Raw genomic sequence first — 15,109 nt, 5'->3', positions numbered from 1 at the left:
TAGTCTCCTGCGGGATGGCGTCCGAAACGCTGTCGGACGCCATCCCGTGTCGATTATTCGGAAACGCTCAGGAAGCGGCTCAGGTGTTCATTGGCAGCATTGTCCTGCCAGCCCTTGATGCGGTCCGAAACAAGCCACAGATCGGCCTGGGTCAGGAAGGGAGCAATCGGCTGGTCGCGCATCAGGATTGTTTCCGCCTCATGCATGATCTTCGATCGCGCAGCCGGATCCGTTTCCGCATACGACTTCTTCATCAGATCGTCGAATTCCTTGCTCTCGTAATGCCCGTAATTGAAGGTCTTGTTGGTCGAGAGGTTCAGGGCGAGGAAGTTTTCCGGATCGGCATAATCGGCAACCCAGCCGGCACGTGCCACGTTGAACTTGCCGCCTTCCTGGAGATAGGCGTAGTGCGAGGAGACATCGAGATTGCTCATCGTCACCTTGGCACCGAACGTGTTTTTCCACATGTCGGCAACGGCGGTGGCGACACGTTCGTGGTTCGGGTTGGTGTTGTAGCGGACCTCGATATTGAGCGGCTTGCCGCCTTCACCGTAACCGGCTTCCTTCATCAGTTCGATCGCCTTGTCTTCGCGGTCGAGCTGGGAAAGTTCTGCGAAATCGGCCTTGGCGGGTTCGCCATAGTTCGCCATGCCCGGCGGCACCAGCGAATAGGCGGGAAGCTGCGACCCGCTATAGATCTTCTTGGCCAGGAAATCGCGGTCGACGGCCATGGACAGGGCCTGGCGGACACGAACGTCGTTGAAGGGAGCCTCGCGGCCATCGAAGACGTAATAATAGGTTGCAAGCGTCGGCGACACGTGCACCTGGTCCTTGTAGGCCGAGCGCAGCCGCTCGATCTGGTCGGCGGAGAAGTTATAGACGAGATCCATTTCCTTCGCCTCGAAGCGGCGGACGGATGCGGCCTGGTCGTCGATCGGGTAGAAGATCACCTTGTCGAGCTTGACGTTGGCGGCATCCCAGAAATTGGGGTTCTTTTGGACAACGAGGCTGTCGTTCGGCACGTGGCTGACGAGCTGGAAGGCCCCGTTCGACACCATCGTGCCTGGCTTGACGAAATCGGCGCCGTTCTTCTCAAGGCTTGCCTTGGAGACAGGCAGGGCAGTCTGGTGAGCAAGAAGTTCAAGGAAGAAGGGGGTCGGGCGCTCGAGGGTGATCTCGAACGTCTTGTCATCGACGGCCTTGATGCCGAGTTCCTTCGGATCGGCCTTGCCGGTGTTGACCATTTCCGCGTTCTTGATCGGGTAGAGGATGTTCGCATATTTCGCGGCGGTCTTCGGATCTTCCACGCGCTTGAACGAGAATTCGAAATCCTGCGCCGTGACGGGCGAGCCATCGGACCACTTGGCATTCTCACGCAGCTTAAACGTGTATGTCAGTCCGTCTTCGGAGACTTTCCACGACTCCGCTGCACCCGGTACAATCTTGCCCGCCGCGTCGTAGATCGTCAGACCCTCATAAAGATCCTTCAGAATGAAGGCTTCGATATTGATCGAGGTCTGGGCCTGATCGAGCGTTTGCGGTTCGCCGGAATTGCCACGATGAAGCACCGTTTCAGCAAATGCCGGTGCCCCAGCCAGCAGAGTTGATCCGAGCAAAGCGACCGCTGCCGCACGCATGAGACGAGATGACATACCGTTATCCTCCTGGTTTTCCGTCCGATTGGGCGAGTGAATGCCAGAAATATCGGAACCGCAAGGCTTTTTTGCTCTCGACTCAAATGCGGAGTGTATATCCGCGCGCCTCGACTAACCTCATAATTGCAGGGTCCTGCAGGGGCAATAGCCGGGGTATCCTGACCTGGCATCCGCGCCAGACCGTGAATCGAGAAAGCAGCGACATTTTACGTTCAGGTAAACCGAGCAGCGAATACCATGGTGTCGCGATCAGGGTGCTTGGAGTAATTTTATTGCAGGAGCACAAATGAAAGCGGTTTCCACCGATCTATCTCGATACAATCAGGGAGGGCATGGTTGGGCATCATCGGACTGCCATATGCGCCTCTCGCAATATGACGATCCGGCACCCCATCAGCGGCTCTCAAACATCGGGGACGGTGTAACGTCGGCTATCACGGGCAACGAGCCGATGAGGCAAAGCGTCACGAATCTGCACGCTCCGCGGCTCATCCCTTCAACAAAGCGCTTCGGCCAAGCATGCGGGAGGTCGCGCCTAGTGGCGCTTTCTTCTGGAGATCTTGTTGCCGTGTGGACCGCTGACGACCGGCGTCCTGTCACGATTTTCGGTGACCAGGGTTCGCCACCGGTCGAGACGATCGCCTGCAAGTTCGCCGCTTGCGACTGCAGCCTGAACGGCACATCCGGGTTCGTGGACATGGCTGCAATCGCGAAACCGGCACTGCGATGCCAGTTCGGCGATATCGGAAAAGAAGACATCGATACCGTCGGCAACATCACTTACATACAGCGTCCGGATCCCGGGTGTATCGATCACCCATCCGCCACCCGGTAGCGCGTGCAGCGATCGTGCCGTCGTGGTGTGTCTGCCCTGCGAGTCGTATTCCCGGATCGTGCCGGTCTTCTGTGTGTCCGACTGAGACCCGACGAGCGAGTTGACCAGGGTTGATTTCCCAACGCCCGACGATCCCACGAGCGCGCAGGTCTGTCCCTCGCCGCACCACGGCGCCAGGAGTTCGCGTGCCTCTACCGAGCGTCCGTTCAGGAGGATAACGGGCAGGCCAGGCTGCAGTCCCTGCGCCTGGACCCGGAAGACGTCAGCGTCTTCGGTCGTGTCCGCCTTTGTCAGGACGATCACCGGGTTGCTCCCGGCTTGTTCGGCCAGGATCAGATACCGTTCCAACCTTGAAAGGTTGAATTCGGCGTTGCAGGACGTCACGATGAACAGGGTATCGACGTTGGCAGCAACCAGTTGCGGGATCGTGTCGTTCCCCGCACGTCGTTGAAAGAGAGTTTTCCGTTCGAGACGGCGAACCAGCATGCCGCTGATCGGGTCGGCGAGGATCCAATCGCCGACCGCGAAATCGGCTGTGTTGGCGTTGGCTGGGAGCTCGAGGGCGGCCGGACCATCGGCATCAATAGCCTCCACGCGCGACCGGTGGACGGAGGCAATGCGCCGCGGCGCGAGTTCGTCTTCATCGGATGTGAGCTGATCCGAAAAGAAGTCCGACCAACCAAGTCGTTTAAGCGCTGTCATGTGAAGGGGGTCGATCAAAGGAAGGTCGCAATCTTTGGAGCTGTTAGGGTTGGACGGGGCCTGTTGGCTTCGGTTTCCCTTGGCTGCGCGAGAAGTTTGGCCGAAAAGAGTCTATGAGCGTCGGTGCGTCGCGGACGGAGGCAAGTTCTTTTGGACGCTGGCATACACAACCATCCTCTTCAGACTGTATGCGCGGGGCAGTTGGCGGACAAGCCCTAACGAACCTCGTCGTGCGGGACGGGTCTGCAGAGCAGGTCAAAACTAAAGGTTGACTTGGCGGCCCTTCGTCTCTATCTTTGGTTTATCGATCTTTTGCTTGCTGAACTTTGGTTACCGCGCGATTGGCACCGCGCTCTGAACGAACTTCCCTCTCAAAATCAATCGTTACACTCATCCGTTCGGCTTCGGTCCTACGGTCACTCAACATTGCTTTGAAAGGGTTCATCATGACCACAGGCACAGTAAAATGGTTTAATTCCACCAAGGGTTTCGGCTTCATCGAGCCTGACAACGGCGGCGCTGACGCGTTCGTCCACATCTCTGCCGTCGAGCGCGCGGGAATGCGCGAAATCGTAGAAGGCCAGAAGCTTGGCTACGAACTCGAGCGCGACGCGAAGTCGGGCAAGATGTCGGCCTGCAACCTTCAGGCTGCCTAATCGTACCTGGTTTCGTCCTTGACCACGGATGTACTGGCACCGACGACACCAAGTTATCTGAGAGGCCGGGCTTATAGCCTGGCCTTTTTTGTTGGCTCGCTCAAAGCAGGCTCAACCACAGGAAAATCCATGACACAGACCCATTCGAAATCCAGACAGCAGGCCGAGATTGCCTTCGGCAACACGCAGACGCAGTTCTTTGCCCGAAATCACGCCGTCGCGGAAATGGACTCCCTCGTTGCGGCGCGCGAGACGAAAACACAAAGGCTGCGGCAGGCACGCCTCGCGAAGGATGCCGACGACATCGCCAAGGCATCCGCAGGCCTGATCGCAATGCGCGCCCGCAAGTCCGACCTTTAAGGATGCCATCTTGATGGACCAGAACACCGAGTGGACATCCGGTCAGCTGCGACGCGCGATCAAGGCGGCAGGCGTGGCGCTGTGGACCTGGAACGTCGATACGGACGCGTTCACGATGGACCAGCGTGGATATGCACTATGGGATTTGGAGGTCGATGGCGTCCTGTCCTTTGAGGACCTGTCGGCCAAGGTCCATCCGGCCGACCGCGATCGTGTGAGGGCAGCGTTCTCGGCAACACGTGCCGTCGTTGGACCTTACGAGATCGACTTCAGGATCATGAGCGATGTTGAAGTTCGCTGGATCTCAGCACGCGGTCAGGGGAGCGATGAGGATATTCTGGCTCGGCAGATGACCGGCATCTTTCTCGATGTCACAGGCCGCAAGCAGGCTGAAGAAGGGCATGAGCTTCTCGCCGGAGAAATGAGCCACCGGGTCAAGAACCTGCTCGCCATCGCGTCAGGGCTGACGCAGATGACATCCCGGTCCTCGAGTTCGATCGCCGATATGACCTCACAGCTCACTCTAAGGCTAACCGCTCTCGGCCGTGCTCACGACCTTGTCCGGCCTTTACCTGGCGGGCAGGGCAAGGCCGCTCTTCTCGGTGACCTGATCACGATCTTGCTCTCCCCCTATGACGAGACGGCGGCGTTTGCTGGCCGTATTCGGGTAGCAGTTCCAAGGATGGGCGTGGGAGAGGCGGCAGCCACAGGCCTCTCGCTGGTGATCCACGAACTCGCCACGAATTCACTGAAATACGGCGCCCTGTCAGTCGGCACCGGAACACTGGATGTGTCCGGATCGGTCGAGGAGAACAATCTGATGGTGACCTGGATCGAGCAGGGCGGGCCCGAGGTTGTCTTCCCACAGGGCCCGGCCGGCTACGGTAGCAGAATGCTGGACCGTACCATGTCCGCTCACCTTGGAGGAACGATCTCCTATAACTGGACACCGGACGGAGCGCTGGTCACGCTTATCATCGATACGAGCCGGCTTGCCTCTTGACCGCTTGGAAAAGGCCTCGGCCGCAAGCCTTCGCCGGAAAACCGACGAGCTAACGCGCAGCTGTTTTGTCGTTGAACGTCTGCGCGGTCGCCTCGGTTGCCGGTCAATAAGTTAGCGTCCGCTTGTAACCGAAACATGGGTAGATGAAGCGCGCTGATCAGCGCTTTTCGACATCGACTCGAAGCGCGCAACGATCAGATCAAGGTCATACGGCTTGGAGAAGAATTGTGCCGAAGATGGCAGATCGATCTCACCGGGCGTGATGCGACCGGAGGCAACCACGATCCCTGCGTGGGGGAAGCGAGCCGCGACTTCGTGGGCAAGGTCCACACCCGTGAGAAGGCCGGGCATCTGGATATCCGTGAACAAGAAGTGAATGGTCCCGTCATCGATCTTGTCCAGGGCCTCGTCCACCGTGCCGGCTTCTATGACCTCGAACCCCGCATCCTCCAGGGCGTCTGTGACCGTCATCCGGATCAACACCTCGTCGTCCACCACGAGTACTTTGCGCATGTCCCACTCCCTGCATGTGGCCCTACAACAGACCGACGCGGTTATCGTTCCAAAAAACGCAGTGGGTATCAGACAACTGCATTGGCCTTTCCGGCTAGTGCGTTGGATTGCAGTGGCAGTGGCAGCTTTCGGTGAGTAGCACGGAGATGGCAGTATCCTTTGGTCTGCTTCGGGTGTGGGGACAATCTTTTGTAGCCGATGGGCGATCGGCGGCGCTTTCAACACCACGGCTGTGACCGAAGCGGCCACCCAGGGAAAAGACGCAAACATGTTGGTCGTTGCGCTGCCGGCCGACGGCCAAAAGACAGAAATGCACCCTACCGGACATCTGAACACACGGTTGTGTTCAGATGTCCGGTGTGGTCTGGCGCACGTACGTCGCGCGCCTTGCTGCAACGCGCAGGATTCATGTCACGAGACCGGTACCGGCTTCACGAAGCCGGTGTCAGGATCTTCTCGGCCATGTACGGGCGTGATTTCGCGGCTGAGAACGATCTTCTCAACGCGCTTGATCTAGACGTAATGTCATTGGATGAATTAAAGACCCTTTGCCAAAACGGGTTTGCACCCTCGGCCGCGTGACCATCGTAAGCCTTCGATCTATGCTTCACCGTCCGGCAAATGGACCGAGCAGCTTTAGGTCGAGGCAGGGGAGGTAGGAGCGTCAACGCGCTTCTCCTGTCCCATACCCGAATTTCTCCAAGCCGCGACGCGGATGCGTCGGAGGCAAACAAGGTTGCATTCACAATGAGCAACGCGTTCCTCGCACATCTCTCCACCGAACTTGCGGGTCTGAGGTCTTCGGGTCTCTACAAGACCGAGCGGGTGATCGTTTCCAAACAGGCCGGCGAGATCGAAGTCGCATCTGGTCGCAAGGTTTTGAATTTTTGCGCCAACAATTACCTTGGCCTTGCCGACAACGCCGAACTGGTGGAGGCCGGCAAGAACGCGCTGGATCGTTACGGCTACGGCATGGCATCTGTGCGTTTCATCTGCGGGACGCAGGAAGAGCACAAGCAGCTCGAAGACCGGATTTCGAAGTTTCTGGGATTGGAGGATACGATCCTCTATTCGTCCTGCTTTGATGCCAATGGTGGATTGTTCGAGACGCTTCTCGGCGAGGAGGACGCGATCATATCGGACGCACTCAACCACGCTTCGATCATCGACGGAGTGCGCCTCTCCAAGGCGAAACGCTTCCGCTACGCCAATAACGACATGGCGGCGCTGGAGGAGGAACTGAAAAAGGCCGAAGGCAGCCGGTTCAAGATGATCGCCACAGACGGCGTGTTTTCGATGGACGGCATCATCGCCAATCTTGCGGGCGTCTGCGACCTTGCCGAGAAATATGGCGCCATGGTCATGGTCGATGACAGCCACGCCGTTGGCTTCGTCGGCAAGCACGGTCGTGGCTCGGCGGAACATTGCGGCGTCGAGGGCAGGGTGGATATCATCACCGGCACGCTCGGCAAGGCGCTTGGCGGTGCATCGGGCGGCTACACGTCCGGCAAGAAGGAAGTGGTCGACTGGCTGCGCCAGCGCTCGCGTCCCTATCTGTTTTCCAACACCCTCGTTCCGGTGATTGCGAGCGCCTCGCTGAAGGTGTTTGACCTGATCGACAATGGTGACGCATTGCGCGCCCGGCTAGAAGCCAATTCCCGCCTCTTCCGCGATGAAATGAGCAAGCTTGGGTTCACGTTGGCGGGCGAGGGGCATCCGATCATTCCCGTCATGCTCGGCGATGCGTCGCTGGCGCAGGACATGGCGGCGAGGATGCTGGAAAAGGGTGTCTACGTCGTCGGCTTCGCCTTCCCGGTCGTACCGAAAGGCCAGGCGCGTATCCGTACCCAGATGTCGGCGGCGCATAGTGAGGACGATGTGCGCCGGGCCATTGCGGCGTTCGAAGAGGTCGGCAGGGAACTGCGCGTGATCGAGTAGACGCCCGGCCCGAACCGATCCAACTCATTGACAGGAATTTTTCGATGACCAACATGATGCGCGCCCTCGTCAAGTCGACAGCCGAAACCGGTCTCTGGATGGAGCATATCCCTGTTCCGGACCCCGGCCCCAACGACGTGCTGATCCGGGTGAAGAAGTCCGCGATATGCGGCACCGACGTTCATATCTGGAACTGGGACAGTTGGGCCCAAAAAACCATTCCGGTGCCGATGGTCGTCGGCCACGAGTTTTGTGGTGAGATCGCGCAGGTGGGCTCTGCGGTCACCAAGGTCCAGGTCGGCGCGCGCGTCTCCGGCGAGGGGCATATCGTTTGCGGCAAGTGCCGCAACTGCCGCGCGGGGCGCGGACACCTTTGCCGCAACACGTTGGGCGTGGGTGTCCACCGGCCCGGATCTTTTGCCGAATTCGTCTGCATTCCCGAAGACAATGTCGTGCCGATCCCGGATGATGTGCCGGACGAGATTGCCGCGATCTTCGATCCGTTCGGCAACGCCGTGCACACCGCTCTCTCCTTCGATCTGGTCGGCGAGGACGTCCTGGTGACCGGAGCCGGTCCGATCGGCATCATGGGTGCGATGGTTGCCAAGCGCTCCGGCGCCCGCAAGGTCGTGATCACCGACATCAACCCGGTGCGTCTGGCACTCGCCGAAAAGCTCGGCATCGACCACGTCGTCGATGCGTCCAAGGAAAACCTGTCGGACGTGATGAAGCGCATCGGTATGACCGAGGGCTTCGATGTCGGTTTGGAAATGTCGGGCGCGGCCCCCGCATTCCGCGACATGATCGACAAGATGAACAATGGCGGCAAGATTGCGATTCTCGGCATCGCGCCGACCGGGTTCGAGATCGACTGGAACAAAGTGATCTTCAAGATGCTCAATCTCAAAGGCATCTACGGGCGGGAAATGTTCGAGACCTGGTACAAGATGATCGCCTTCGTGCAGGGCGGCCTCGACCTTTCGCCTCTTATTACCCATCGCATTGGCATCGACTCCTTCAGAGACGGGTTCGAGGCCATGCGCTCCGGCAATTCCGGAAAGGTCGTCATGGACTGGTGAAGCCAACATGAGGTCCAACAAAAAGCCGACCGATGGGGCAATACCATGTCGATCAAGACTATAGGGCAGGCGAAGCTCTTCTGCTTAGGCCCTTTCGGATTATGACCATCTTGCCGGAACAGGGAGCAAAGGAAAACTGGAACCGTCGGATGGTCTTTCTGGCGCTTCCCATCATTCTCGCAAATCTGGCTCAGCCGATCCTGTCACTTGTCGATACGATGGTGGCGGGACATCTCCCGGGGTCTTTCTTTCTCGGCGGGGTCGCGCTGAGCGGCGTGCTGTTCAATTTCCTTTTCTGGAGTTTCAGTTTTCTGCGCATGGCAACGACCGGTCTGGTCTCCCAGGCGTGGGGTGCCAAAGATAGCACGCTCATGCGCATGCATCTGTTTCGGGCGCTGCTTATCGCCGCTGCCGGCGGTGCCGTGATCATCCTGCTGCAAAAGCCGATCATCGAGATCGGACTCGGATTCCTCGGCGGCAGTGAAGCGGTCTACCGGAGCGCGTCGGATTATGCATTCGCCAGAATCTGGTCAGCGCCTGCGACGCTCGGAAATTTTGTCCTTCTCGGCTACCTTCTCGGTTGCCAGCGCGTGATGATCTCACTGGCGCTACAAGTCGCCCTTAATATCGTCAACTTGCTCGCAACTCTCACGCTGGTTCTTGTTTTCGACTGGGGTGTCGCCGGGATAGGGGCGGGGACCGCCCTTGCCGAATGGGTGGCCTTGATCGCAGGCCTCTTCATCATCAAGCCATTCGGTGCGCATCCCGCAGTGCGGATGAAAGAGCTGCTGGACGGGTTGGCGCTTCGACGGCTGGTCGCGGTAAACCGGGACATCTTTCTGCGAAGCTTCTTCCTTCTGCTCTGTTTCGGCTGGTTTGCCCGCAGCGGTGCCAAGGAAGGCGACACGATCCTCGCCGCCAATGCCATCCTTCTCAACCTCCACGGCTTTACATCCTATGGGTTGGACGGGTTTGCGAATGCCACTGAAACCCTTGTCGGTTCAGTCATCGGTGCGCGGCAAAAAAAGGCGCTCGCCCAGGTGATCAAGGCCGCGTTTGTGTGGTCGGGTCTGGTGGCGTTTCTGTTTTCGGTCGTTTACGCCTTCGCTGGCTCATCGATCGTCTCGCTCCTCACCGATCAGGAAGATGTTCGTACCGCCGCCATTGCCCTGCTTCCCTTCCTGATCGCGTTGCCGCTCGTTTCCGTGACCAGCTTCATGCTTGATGGCATCATGATCGGAGCCATGCGCGCCCGCGATATGCGCAACAGCATGATCATCTCCACCTCCATCTTCATCGCCACCGCTTATGGTCTGCAGCAGGTCTGGGGAAATGAAGGTTTGTGGACAGCGATGATGATCCTGATGATAGCGCGTGCGGTAACGCTCGGCTTGAAACTGAAAGAGACATTTGCGCAGGTGTAGCGGCAATTTGCACAGCGTTCAAAGCGGCGAAAACGACAAGGGGCGCAGTACGGTGTGCTGTCCTTCATACCCACCGACGAACCTCAACGGATCAGCGTGACGTGGAAGCAGGGCAAGAGGACCTTCTGTCGAACCGGAAAACGGCTCGAGCAGCGCGACCGCATCAGGCGGCGCATGCCCGGTCACCAATCCTGCACAGTCAGGGGCAAATAAGGGCGTGCCTGCGGGCCGTGGGCCATGCTGCCTGTGACGGTCGGCGACGGCCGTGTCGAAAACGGGTGATCCGCGCCCAAGCGTCGCCAGATAGTTGTGCTGCTGCAACACCATCGGGAAAGCCTGGGGGATGAAGCCGTTTACCCAAGCCTCTTCATTCGAGAGTGCGGCGCGGCATGCTTCGCGTTCAGCCCAGTCCGCATAGGTCCAGAGATGGTGGATCACGTTCAGAGGGCCGGTTTCCGCCTGCCAGTAGCCGAGAAGTGGCAGGTGCCGTGTCACAAGTGGAAGCCCGAGGTCTGCAAGCAGCGCGAGGTACTCGCCGGTTGCGCCCGGCTTTAGCTGATAGGTTCGCCATTCGTGGATCATCACCGTCTCCCATCGCGTCAGTCTGGCACGCCGGACCGCCCGCGAACATGGATAAGGTCTGCAAGAGATTGGACAATTGAGCCTATCAGCTGTCGTGTCGTGCCGCCTGTTTGCGATAGGTCCCCGGAGAGATCCCGACACGCTGGGTAAAGAAGCGGTTGAAATAGGCGGGGTCGTCGAAACCGGTCATATGGGCCACCTGCGCGACGCTACTCTCGGTATAGACGAGGTAGCGCTTGGCTTCCATCAACAGCCGCTCGTAGAGCAGGTCCGACGCGGTCTTGCCGGCGCGCGCCTTGCAGGCAGCATTGAGCCGCGCCTGCGTCGCCGCCAGCTCTTTCGCGTAGAAGGTCAAGGATCGCTCCGTCCGGAAGTGGCGCTCCAAAAGGGCCCTGTAGCGCAAAAGCAGATCATAACCCCGGTCTGGCGTGGATATACCGGTCTCGTCGTGGGTGATGTTAAGCCTCAGCACGATCACGAGCAGCCGCATGTAGTGCGCCATCATCGATATGCGCCGGCCGGGTGCCGACCAGATGAATTCCCGATGCAGCCAGTGAAACGTATCGACGACGGCCGGAATGCTGACGCCGGTTCCTTCGATCGGGTAGACTGCCGGTCTCGATGCGGCTGTTTCGAGCCGCGGGTCCGAGCTTGACGCTGCCTTCAGGCAACCGAGTGCGGCCGTCACCACGTATCCGTCAGTCCCCGGATCAAAATCGATCTGGTGAACAATTCCGGCTGGAACGACCATGATCGCAGGCGCGGGTATGAATGAGATTTGATCCTCCATGCGGATCGTTCCACCCCCCTCTCTAACGAGCAGAACCTGCATGTGGTCCGGGTGGGCATGCGGACGAATTCTCCAATCGTTTGGCCCGCTGCGGTCACGCAAGGGTTCGATATGCAGGAAGTCCAGATCGACGTCGGCACCCTGATCGCCATAGAGATAGTAAAGCGGAATGCCGCCTGCGGCCAAGCTTCCCATGTGTCCTCCTCATTATCTCCCTGGCAAATAGTGCAACAATTGCGCGACGGCGTCCATTGGTCATCCCCGGTATGCGGGTTAGCAAGATCTCCATCAAACGCGACCGGGAGAAGCGGATGGAGCCGAAGAGGGAGGAGGGGCACGTCTGTGACGTGCTGGTCGTCGGATCGGGCGCGGGAGGGCTTGCCACCGCGATCACGGCGAGGAAACACGGCCTTTCCGTGATCGTGATCGAGAAGGAGCCTGTGTTCGGAGGCACGACGGCGTTTTCGGGTGGCGTGCTGTGGATACCTGGAAACCGGCACGGGAAATCGAACAACCCGAGCGATACGCGCGACGCGGCGCGCCGTTACCTCAAGGCCGAGACCGGGAACTGGTTCGACGCGCAAACGATCGACGCGTTTCTCGAGGCCGGTCCGAAAATGCTCGACTGGTTCGAACGCGAGACGGTGGTGAAATTCGTCCCCACGCTTTACCCGGACTATCACCCGACGGTAGATGGCGGCGTCGATGTCGGGCGCTCGGTGCTGGCGGCGCCTTTCGACAGCAGCGTGCTCGGCAGCGATCTTGCGCGGCTGCGGCCGCCGCTCGGCTCGATCACGTTCATGGGCATGATGTTCAACTCGTCCAATGCCGATATCAGGCATTTCTTCAACGCCACCAAATCGCTGACCTCGTTTTCCTACGTGATGAAACGCCTTGTCGCGCATGCCGGCGAGGTTGTGCGTCACGGCCGCGGCGTCCAGGTCACGAGCGGCAACGCGCTGGCAGCGCGGCTGGCCGCGGCCTGTCTCGATCTCGACATTCCGATCCTGACCGAGACGCCGGCGCTGCGGCTGACCAAGGACGGTGGTCGTATCACCGGCGTCGAGGTCGGTGGCGCGTCACCCGGCCTTATCATCGCCCGGCGGGGCGTAGTCCTTGCCTGCGGAGGATATGCGCAGGATCTCGCGAGGCGAGCCGGGATCTACGCCCATCTCAAGGCAGGCGGTGAGCATTTTTCGCCGGTACCGGAGGGCAATAAAGGTGACGGCATCCGTCTCGGCGAGGAGGCAGGCGGCGCATTCGATGCCGGATTCGCCCAGCCGGCCGCGTGGATGCCGATCAGCCGTGTGCCCGGCAAAGGCTATTTTCCGCATCTGCTCGATCGCTACAAGCCGGGCATGATCGCCGTTCTGTCCAATGGCCGGCGATTTACCAATGAGAGTGAGAGCTACCACGATGTCGGCGCTGCCATGGTTGCGGCGGGCGAGGGGGGCGCGTGGCTGATCTGCGATCATCGGGCGATCCGCAAGTATGGTCTTGGCCACGCAAAGCCGGCGCCGGTGCCACTCCGGCCGTGGCTGCGAAACGGCTACCTCAAGAAGGGAAAGACACTTGCCGATCTTGCCAAGGCCTGCGCGATCGACGCGACGGGTCTGGTGGCGACCGTGGCCGAATTCAACCGGGGCGCCAGGCAAGGCCTAGACGAACAGTTCCATCGCGGCGAGACCACCTTCAACCGGTACCTCGCCGATCCCGACCACAAGCCCAACCCTTCGGTTGCGCCTGTGGAGCAAGGGCCGTTCTACGCCGTCCGGCTGGAAATCGGCGACCTCGGAACGTTCGACGGACTGAAAACCACAGTGGAGGGCGCGGTCGTCGATCGGGATGGCCGGGTGATCGATGGCCTGTTTGCGGTTGGTAACGACCGGGCTTCGATCATGGGCGGCAATTATCCCGGTGCCGGGATCACGCTCGGCCCGGCAATGACATTCGGCTGGATCACCGGGCGCTATCTCGCAGGGATCGCACCGGCGGCGACGGGGGAGGGAGACGCGGCATGAGCTGGCTTGGACTGGAGGGAAAGACGGCCGTCATCACCGGCGCCGGAGGCGGCATCGGTCAGGGGCTGGCGCGCGCCTTCGCTGCGGAAGGTGTGCGGGTCGTGCTGCTCGACCGTGACGAGGCGCAGACGGCGTCGCTCGCTGCCGAACTGGGTATGGGTAGTTTCTCGCTCAAGTGTGATGTGTCGCGGGCAGACGACGTTGCCGCAGCGGCGGAGGCGGTCGAGGCGCAGGGAGGCGCTGATATCCTCATCAACAACGCCGGAATTCTGCGGCCCGGCCCGCTCGAAAGCGTCTCCGAGGCCGACTGGTCGGCGATGCTTTCCGTCAACCTTACGGGTTATCTCGTCACCGCTCAGGCGTTCGGTCGCGGCATGATGTCCCGCGGACAAGGTGCCTTGGTGCATGTCGCGAGCATTTCGGGCAGCTACCCTCAACCTGCAAGCGGCGCCTATTCCGCGTCGAAGGCGGCAATCCTGATGCTGTCGCGCCAGCTTGCCTACGAATGGGGACCCAAAGGCATCCGCTCGAACACGTTGAGCCCGGGACTGGTGCGCACGGCGCTTTCCGAAACCTTCTACGCCGATCCGCAGGTCAAAGCGCGACGCGAAGCCATGGTCCCCGTCGGCCGTATCGCAAGCCCCAAAGACCTGGCAGATACAGCCTTGTTTCTCGCCTCGCCGCGCGCATCCTACATCACGGGACAAGACATCCTCGTCGATGGGGGGCTGTCGCAATCGCTGATGGGACTGGTACCGAGGCCTGGTTATGCGTGAAGCCCTCGTCACCGGCGGCGCCGACGGGATCGGCCTGGCAATTGCCCGAGCGCTTGCTCAAAGCGGCCACCGCGTCACCATCGCCGATATCGACGGCGATAAGGCTGCTGAGCGGGCGGTCGAATTGGGCGATGTCCATCGCGGCATGGCCTGCGATGTGACCGACGAGGCGCAGGTGGAAGCGGTCGCGGGTTCAGCGCCGTTCGATGTGCTGGTCAACAATGCCGGGATCGGCGACAGCCACCTGCCAACGCTGGAGCAGGGGATAGAGGCGTTCCGTCGCGTCCTCGACGTGCATTTGGCCGGCACGTTTCTGATGTCGCGGGAAGTAGCGCGTGGCATGGTCGCGCGTAGCGATGGCGCAATCGTCAATTTGTCCTCGATCGCGGGACTGACGGGCCTTCCCAAGCGCAATGCCTATGGCGCTGCCAAGGCGGGGATCGTTGCCATGACGCGGGCGATGGCCTGCGAGTGGGCTGGACGTGGTGTGCGGGTCAATGCCGTTGCGCCGGCTTTCGTGCAGACGGCGCTCGTGGAAAAGCTGGCGACCGCGGGCCGGATCGATCTGCCAACGCTTCGCCGCCGCACGCCGATCGGGCGACTGATCATGGCCGAGGAGGTGGCGGCCGCCGTCAATTTTCTAGCCTCTCCAGCGGCATCGGCGATCACCGGCGTGGTGCTGCCGGTCGACGGCGGCTGGACCGCGTTCGGTGATTTCGGCGACGCGTCCCATTAGCAACGCGTCGCTCCAAGGACTATCTTGACCGTCGGGATC

The 15,109-nt window shown here is 60.3% G+C and carries 14 protein-coding genes; 9 read left to right on the top strand and 5 right to left on the bottom strand.

Translation table 11 applies throughout. The annotated features are described in order from the left end of the window. Positions 1-53 precede the first annotated feature (53 nt). Together ASF70_RS06065 and rsgA are read right to left on the bottom strand one after the other, a co-directional pair. Positions 54-1,637, bottom strand: coding sequence for a peptide ABC transporter substrate-binding protein (locus ASF70_RS06065; RefSeq protein WP_244473984.1), 1,584 nt, complete (start codon positions 1,635-1,637; stop codon positions 54-56). 553 nt (positions 1,638-2,190) lie between these two features. Beyond that, positions 2,191-3,192: a ribosome small subunit-dependent GTPase A gene (gene rsgA / locus ASF70_RS06060; RefSeq protein ID WP_062578261.1), complete on the bottom strand. Its 1,002-nt coding sequence runs from the start codon at positions 3,190-3,192 to the stop codon at positions 2,191-2,193. A gap of 446 nt (positions 3,193-3,638) precedes the next feature. Here rsgA and ASF70_RS06055 point away from each other — a divergent pair, with 446 nt between their 5' ends. From ASF70_RS06055 to ASF70_RS06045, 3 genes are all read left to right on the top strand, one after another. After that, positions 3,639-3,848, top strand: coding sequence for a cold-shock protein (locus ASF70_RS06055; RefSeq protein WP_062459297.1), 210 nt, complete (start codon positions 3,639-3,641; stop codon positions 3,846-3,848). Positions 3,849-3,977: 129 nt separating this feature from the next. Continuing rightward, entirely contained in the window at positions 3,978-4,208 is a 231-nt protein-coding gene (locus ASF70_RS06050; RefSeq protein ID WP_062459299.1) for a hypothetical protein, read from the top strand. A 13-nt stretch (positions 4,209-4,221) separates the two neighbouring features. Further along, entirely contained in the window at positions 4,222-5,211 is a 990-nt protein-coding gene (locus tag ASF70_RS06045; RefSeq protein ID WP_113166133.1) for a sensor histidine kinase, read from the top strand. 111 nt (positions 5,212-5,322) lie between these two features. Here ASF70_RS06045 and ASF70_RS23925 read toward each other — a convergent pair whose 3' ends face one another. Continuing rightward, positions 5,323-5,724: a response regulator gene (locus tag ASF70_RS23925; RefSeq protein WP_062578258.1), complete on the bottom strand. Its 402-nt coding sequence runs from the start codon at positions 5,722-5,724 to the stop codon at positions 5,323-5,325. A gap of 747 nt (positions 5,725-6,471) precedes the next feature. Between ASF70_RS23925 and ASF70_RS06035 the strand changes: the two genes are divergently transcribed. The 3 genes from ASF70_RS06035 (at position 6,472) to ASF70_RS06025 (ending at position 10,165) form a co-directional block, all read left to right on the top strand. Next, positions 6,472-7,662, top strand: a complete 1,191-nt coding sequence (locus ASF70_RS06035) for a glycine C-acetyltransferase (protein WP_062578256.1) — start codon at positions 6,472-6,474, stop codon at positions 7,660-7,662. Positions 7,663-7,706: 44 nt separating this feature from the next. Continuing rightward, positions 7,707-8,741, top strand: a complete 1,035-nt coding sequence (tdh, locus tag ASF70_RS06030; protein WP_062459312.1) for an L-threonine 3-dehydrogenase — start codon at positions 7,707-7,709, stop codon at positions 8,739-8,741. A 101-nt stretch (positions 8,742-8,842) separates the two neighbouring features. Further along, positions 8,843-10,165: an MATE family efflux transporter gene (locus ASF70_RS06025; protein WP_062578254.1), complete on the top strand. Its 1,323-nt coding sequence runs from the start codon at positions 8,843-8,845 to the stop codon at positions 10,163-10,165. A gap of 18 nt (positions 10,166-10,183) precedes the next feature. On the opposite strand, the gene ASF70_RS06020 is transcribed toward ASF70_RS06025, so the two are convergent. Both ASF70_RS06020 and ASF70_RS06015 read right to left on the bottom strand, forming a co-directional pair. Next, a complete protein-coding gene (locus ASF70_RS06020; RefSeq protein WP_062578252.1) occupies positions 10,184-10,747 on the bottom strand; it encodes an NIPSNAP family protein in 564 nt (187 codons plus the stop codon). A gap of 85 nt (positions 10,748-10,832) precedes the next feature. Then, positions 10,833-11,732 carry a helix-turn-helix domain-containing protein gene (locus tag ASF70_RS06015; RefSeq protein WP_062578250.1) on the bottom strand — a complete coding sequence of 300 codons (900 nt, stop codon included), beginning with the start codon at positions 11,730-11,732 and terminating at the stop codon, positions 10,833-10,835. Positions 11,733-11,848: 116 nt separating this feature from the next. On the opposite strand from ASF70_RS06015, the gene ASF70_RS06010 reads away from it, so the two are divergent. From ASF70_RS06010 to ASF70_RS06000, 3 genes are read left to right on the top strand one after another with little or no spacing between them, the layout of a single operon-like run. Continuing rightward, positions 11,849-13,558, top strand: coding sequence for an FAD-dependent oxidoreductase (locus ASF70_RS06010; RefSeq protein WP_062578248.1), 1,710 nt, complete (start codon positions 11,849-11,851; stop codon positions 13,556-13,558). Beyond that, positions 13,555-14,334, top strand: a complete 780-nt coding sequence (locus ASF70_RS06005; protein ID WP_062578246.1) for a glucose 1-dehydrogenase — start codon at positions 13,555-13,557, stop codon at positions 14,332-14,334. The genes ASF70_RS06010 and ASF70_RS06005 overlap by 4 nt, the downstream gene beginning before the upstream one ends. Further along, entirely contained in the window at positions 14,327-15,070 is a 744-nt protein-coding gene (locus ASF70_RS06000; RefSeq protein WP_062578244.1) for an SDR family oxidoreductase, read from the top strand. Before ASF70_RS06005 ends, ASF70_RS06000 begins: the two co-directional genes overlap by 8 nt. The last annotated feature ends 39 nt before the right edge of the window (positions 15,071-15,109 follow it).

Source organism: Rhizobium sp. Leaf321 (assembly GCF_001423215.1).
In the GTDB taxonomy this organism is placed as follows: domain Bacteria; phylum Pseudomonadota; class Alphaproteobacteria; order Rhizobiales; family Rhizobiaceae; genus Neorhizobium; species Neorhizobium soli.
Note: the sequence above shows the minus strand (reverse complement) of the source record. Positions and strands in the feature narration are given on the sequence as shown.

Excerpts from the sequence above, each read along its gene's own strand:
- rsgA (WP_062578261.1), bottom strand. The coding sequence starts at position 3,192 with ATGACAGCGCTTAAACGACTTGGTTGGTCGGACTTCTTTTCGGATCAG.
- ASF70_RS06050 (WP_062459299.1), top strand. The coding sequence starts at position 3,978 with ATGACACAGACCCATTCGAAATCCAGACAGCAGGCCGAGATTGCCTTC.
- ASF70_RS06015 (WP_062578250.1), bottom strand. The coding sequence starts at position 11,732 with ATGGGAAGCTTGGCCGCAGGCGGCATTCCGCTTTACTATCTCTATGGC.
- ASF70_RS23925 (WP_062578258.1), bottom strand. The coding sequence starts at position 5,724 with ATGCGCAAAGTACTCGTGGTGGACGACGAGGTGTTGATCCGGATGACG.
- tdh (WP_062459312.1), top strand. The coding sequence starts at position 7,707 with ATGACCAACATGATGCGCGCCCTCGTCAAGTCGACAGCCGAAACCGGT.
- ASF70_RS06005 (WP_062578246.1), top strand. The coding sequence starts at position 13,555 with ATGAGCTGGCTTGGACTGGAGGGAAAGACGGCCGTCATCACCGGCGCC.
- ASF70_RS06035 (WP_062578256.1), top strand. The coding sequence starts at position 6,472 with ATGAGCAACGCGTTCCTCGCACATCTCTCCACCGAACTTGCGGGTCTG.
- ASF70_RS06010 (WP_062578248.1), top strand. The coding sequence starts at position 11,849 with ATGGAGCCGAAGAGGGAGGAGGGGCACGTCTGTGACGTGCTGGTCGTC.
- ASF70_RS06020 (WP_062578252.1), bottom strand. The coding sequence starts at position 10,747 with ATGATCCACGAATGGCGAACCTATCAGCTAAAGCCGGGCGCAACCGGC.
- ASF70_RS06025 (WP_062578254.1), top strand. The coding sequence starts at position 8,843 with ATGACCATCTTGCCGGAACAGGGAGCAAAGGAAAACTGGAACCGTCGG.
- ASF70_RS06065 (WP_244473984.1), bottom strand. The coding sequence starts at position 1,637 with ATGCGTGCGGCAGCGGTCGCTTTGCTCGGATCAACTCTGCTGGCTGGG.
- ASF70_RS06045 (WP_113166133.1), top strand. The coding sequence starts at position 4,222 with ATGGACCAGAACACCGAGTGGACATCCGGTCAGCTGCGACGCGCGATC.
- ASF70_RS06000 (WP_062578244.1), top strand. The coding sequence starts at position 14,327 with ATGCGTGAAGCCCTCGTCACCGGCGGCGCCGACGGGATCGGCCTGGCA.
- ASF70_RS06055 (WP_062459297.1), top strand. The coding sequence starts at position 3,639 with ATGACCACAGGCACAGTAAAATGGTTTAATTCCACCAAGGGTTTCGGC.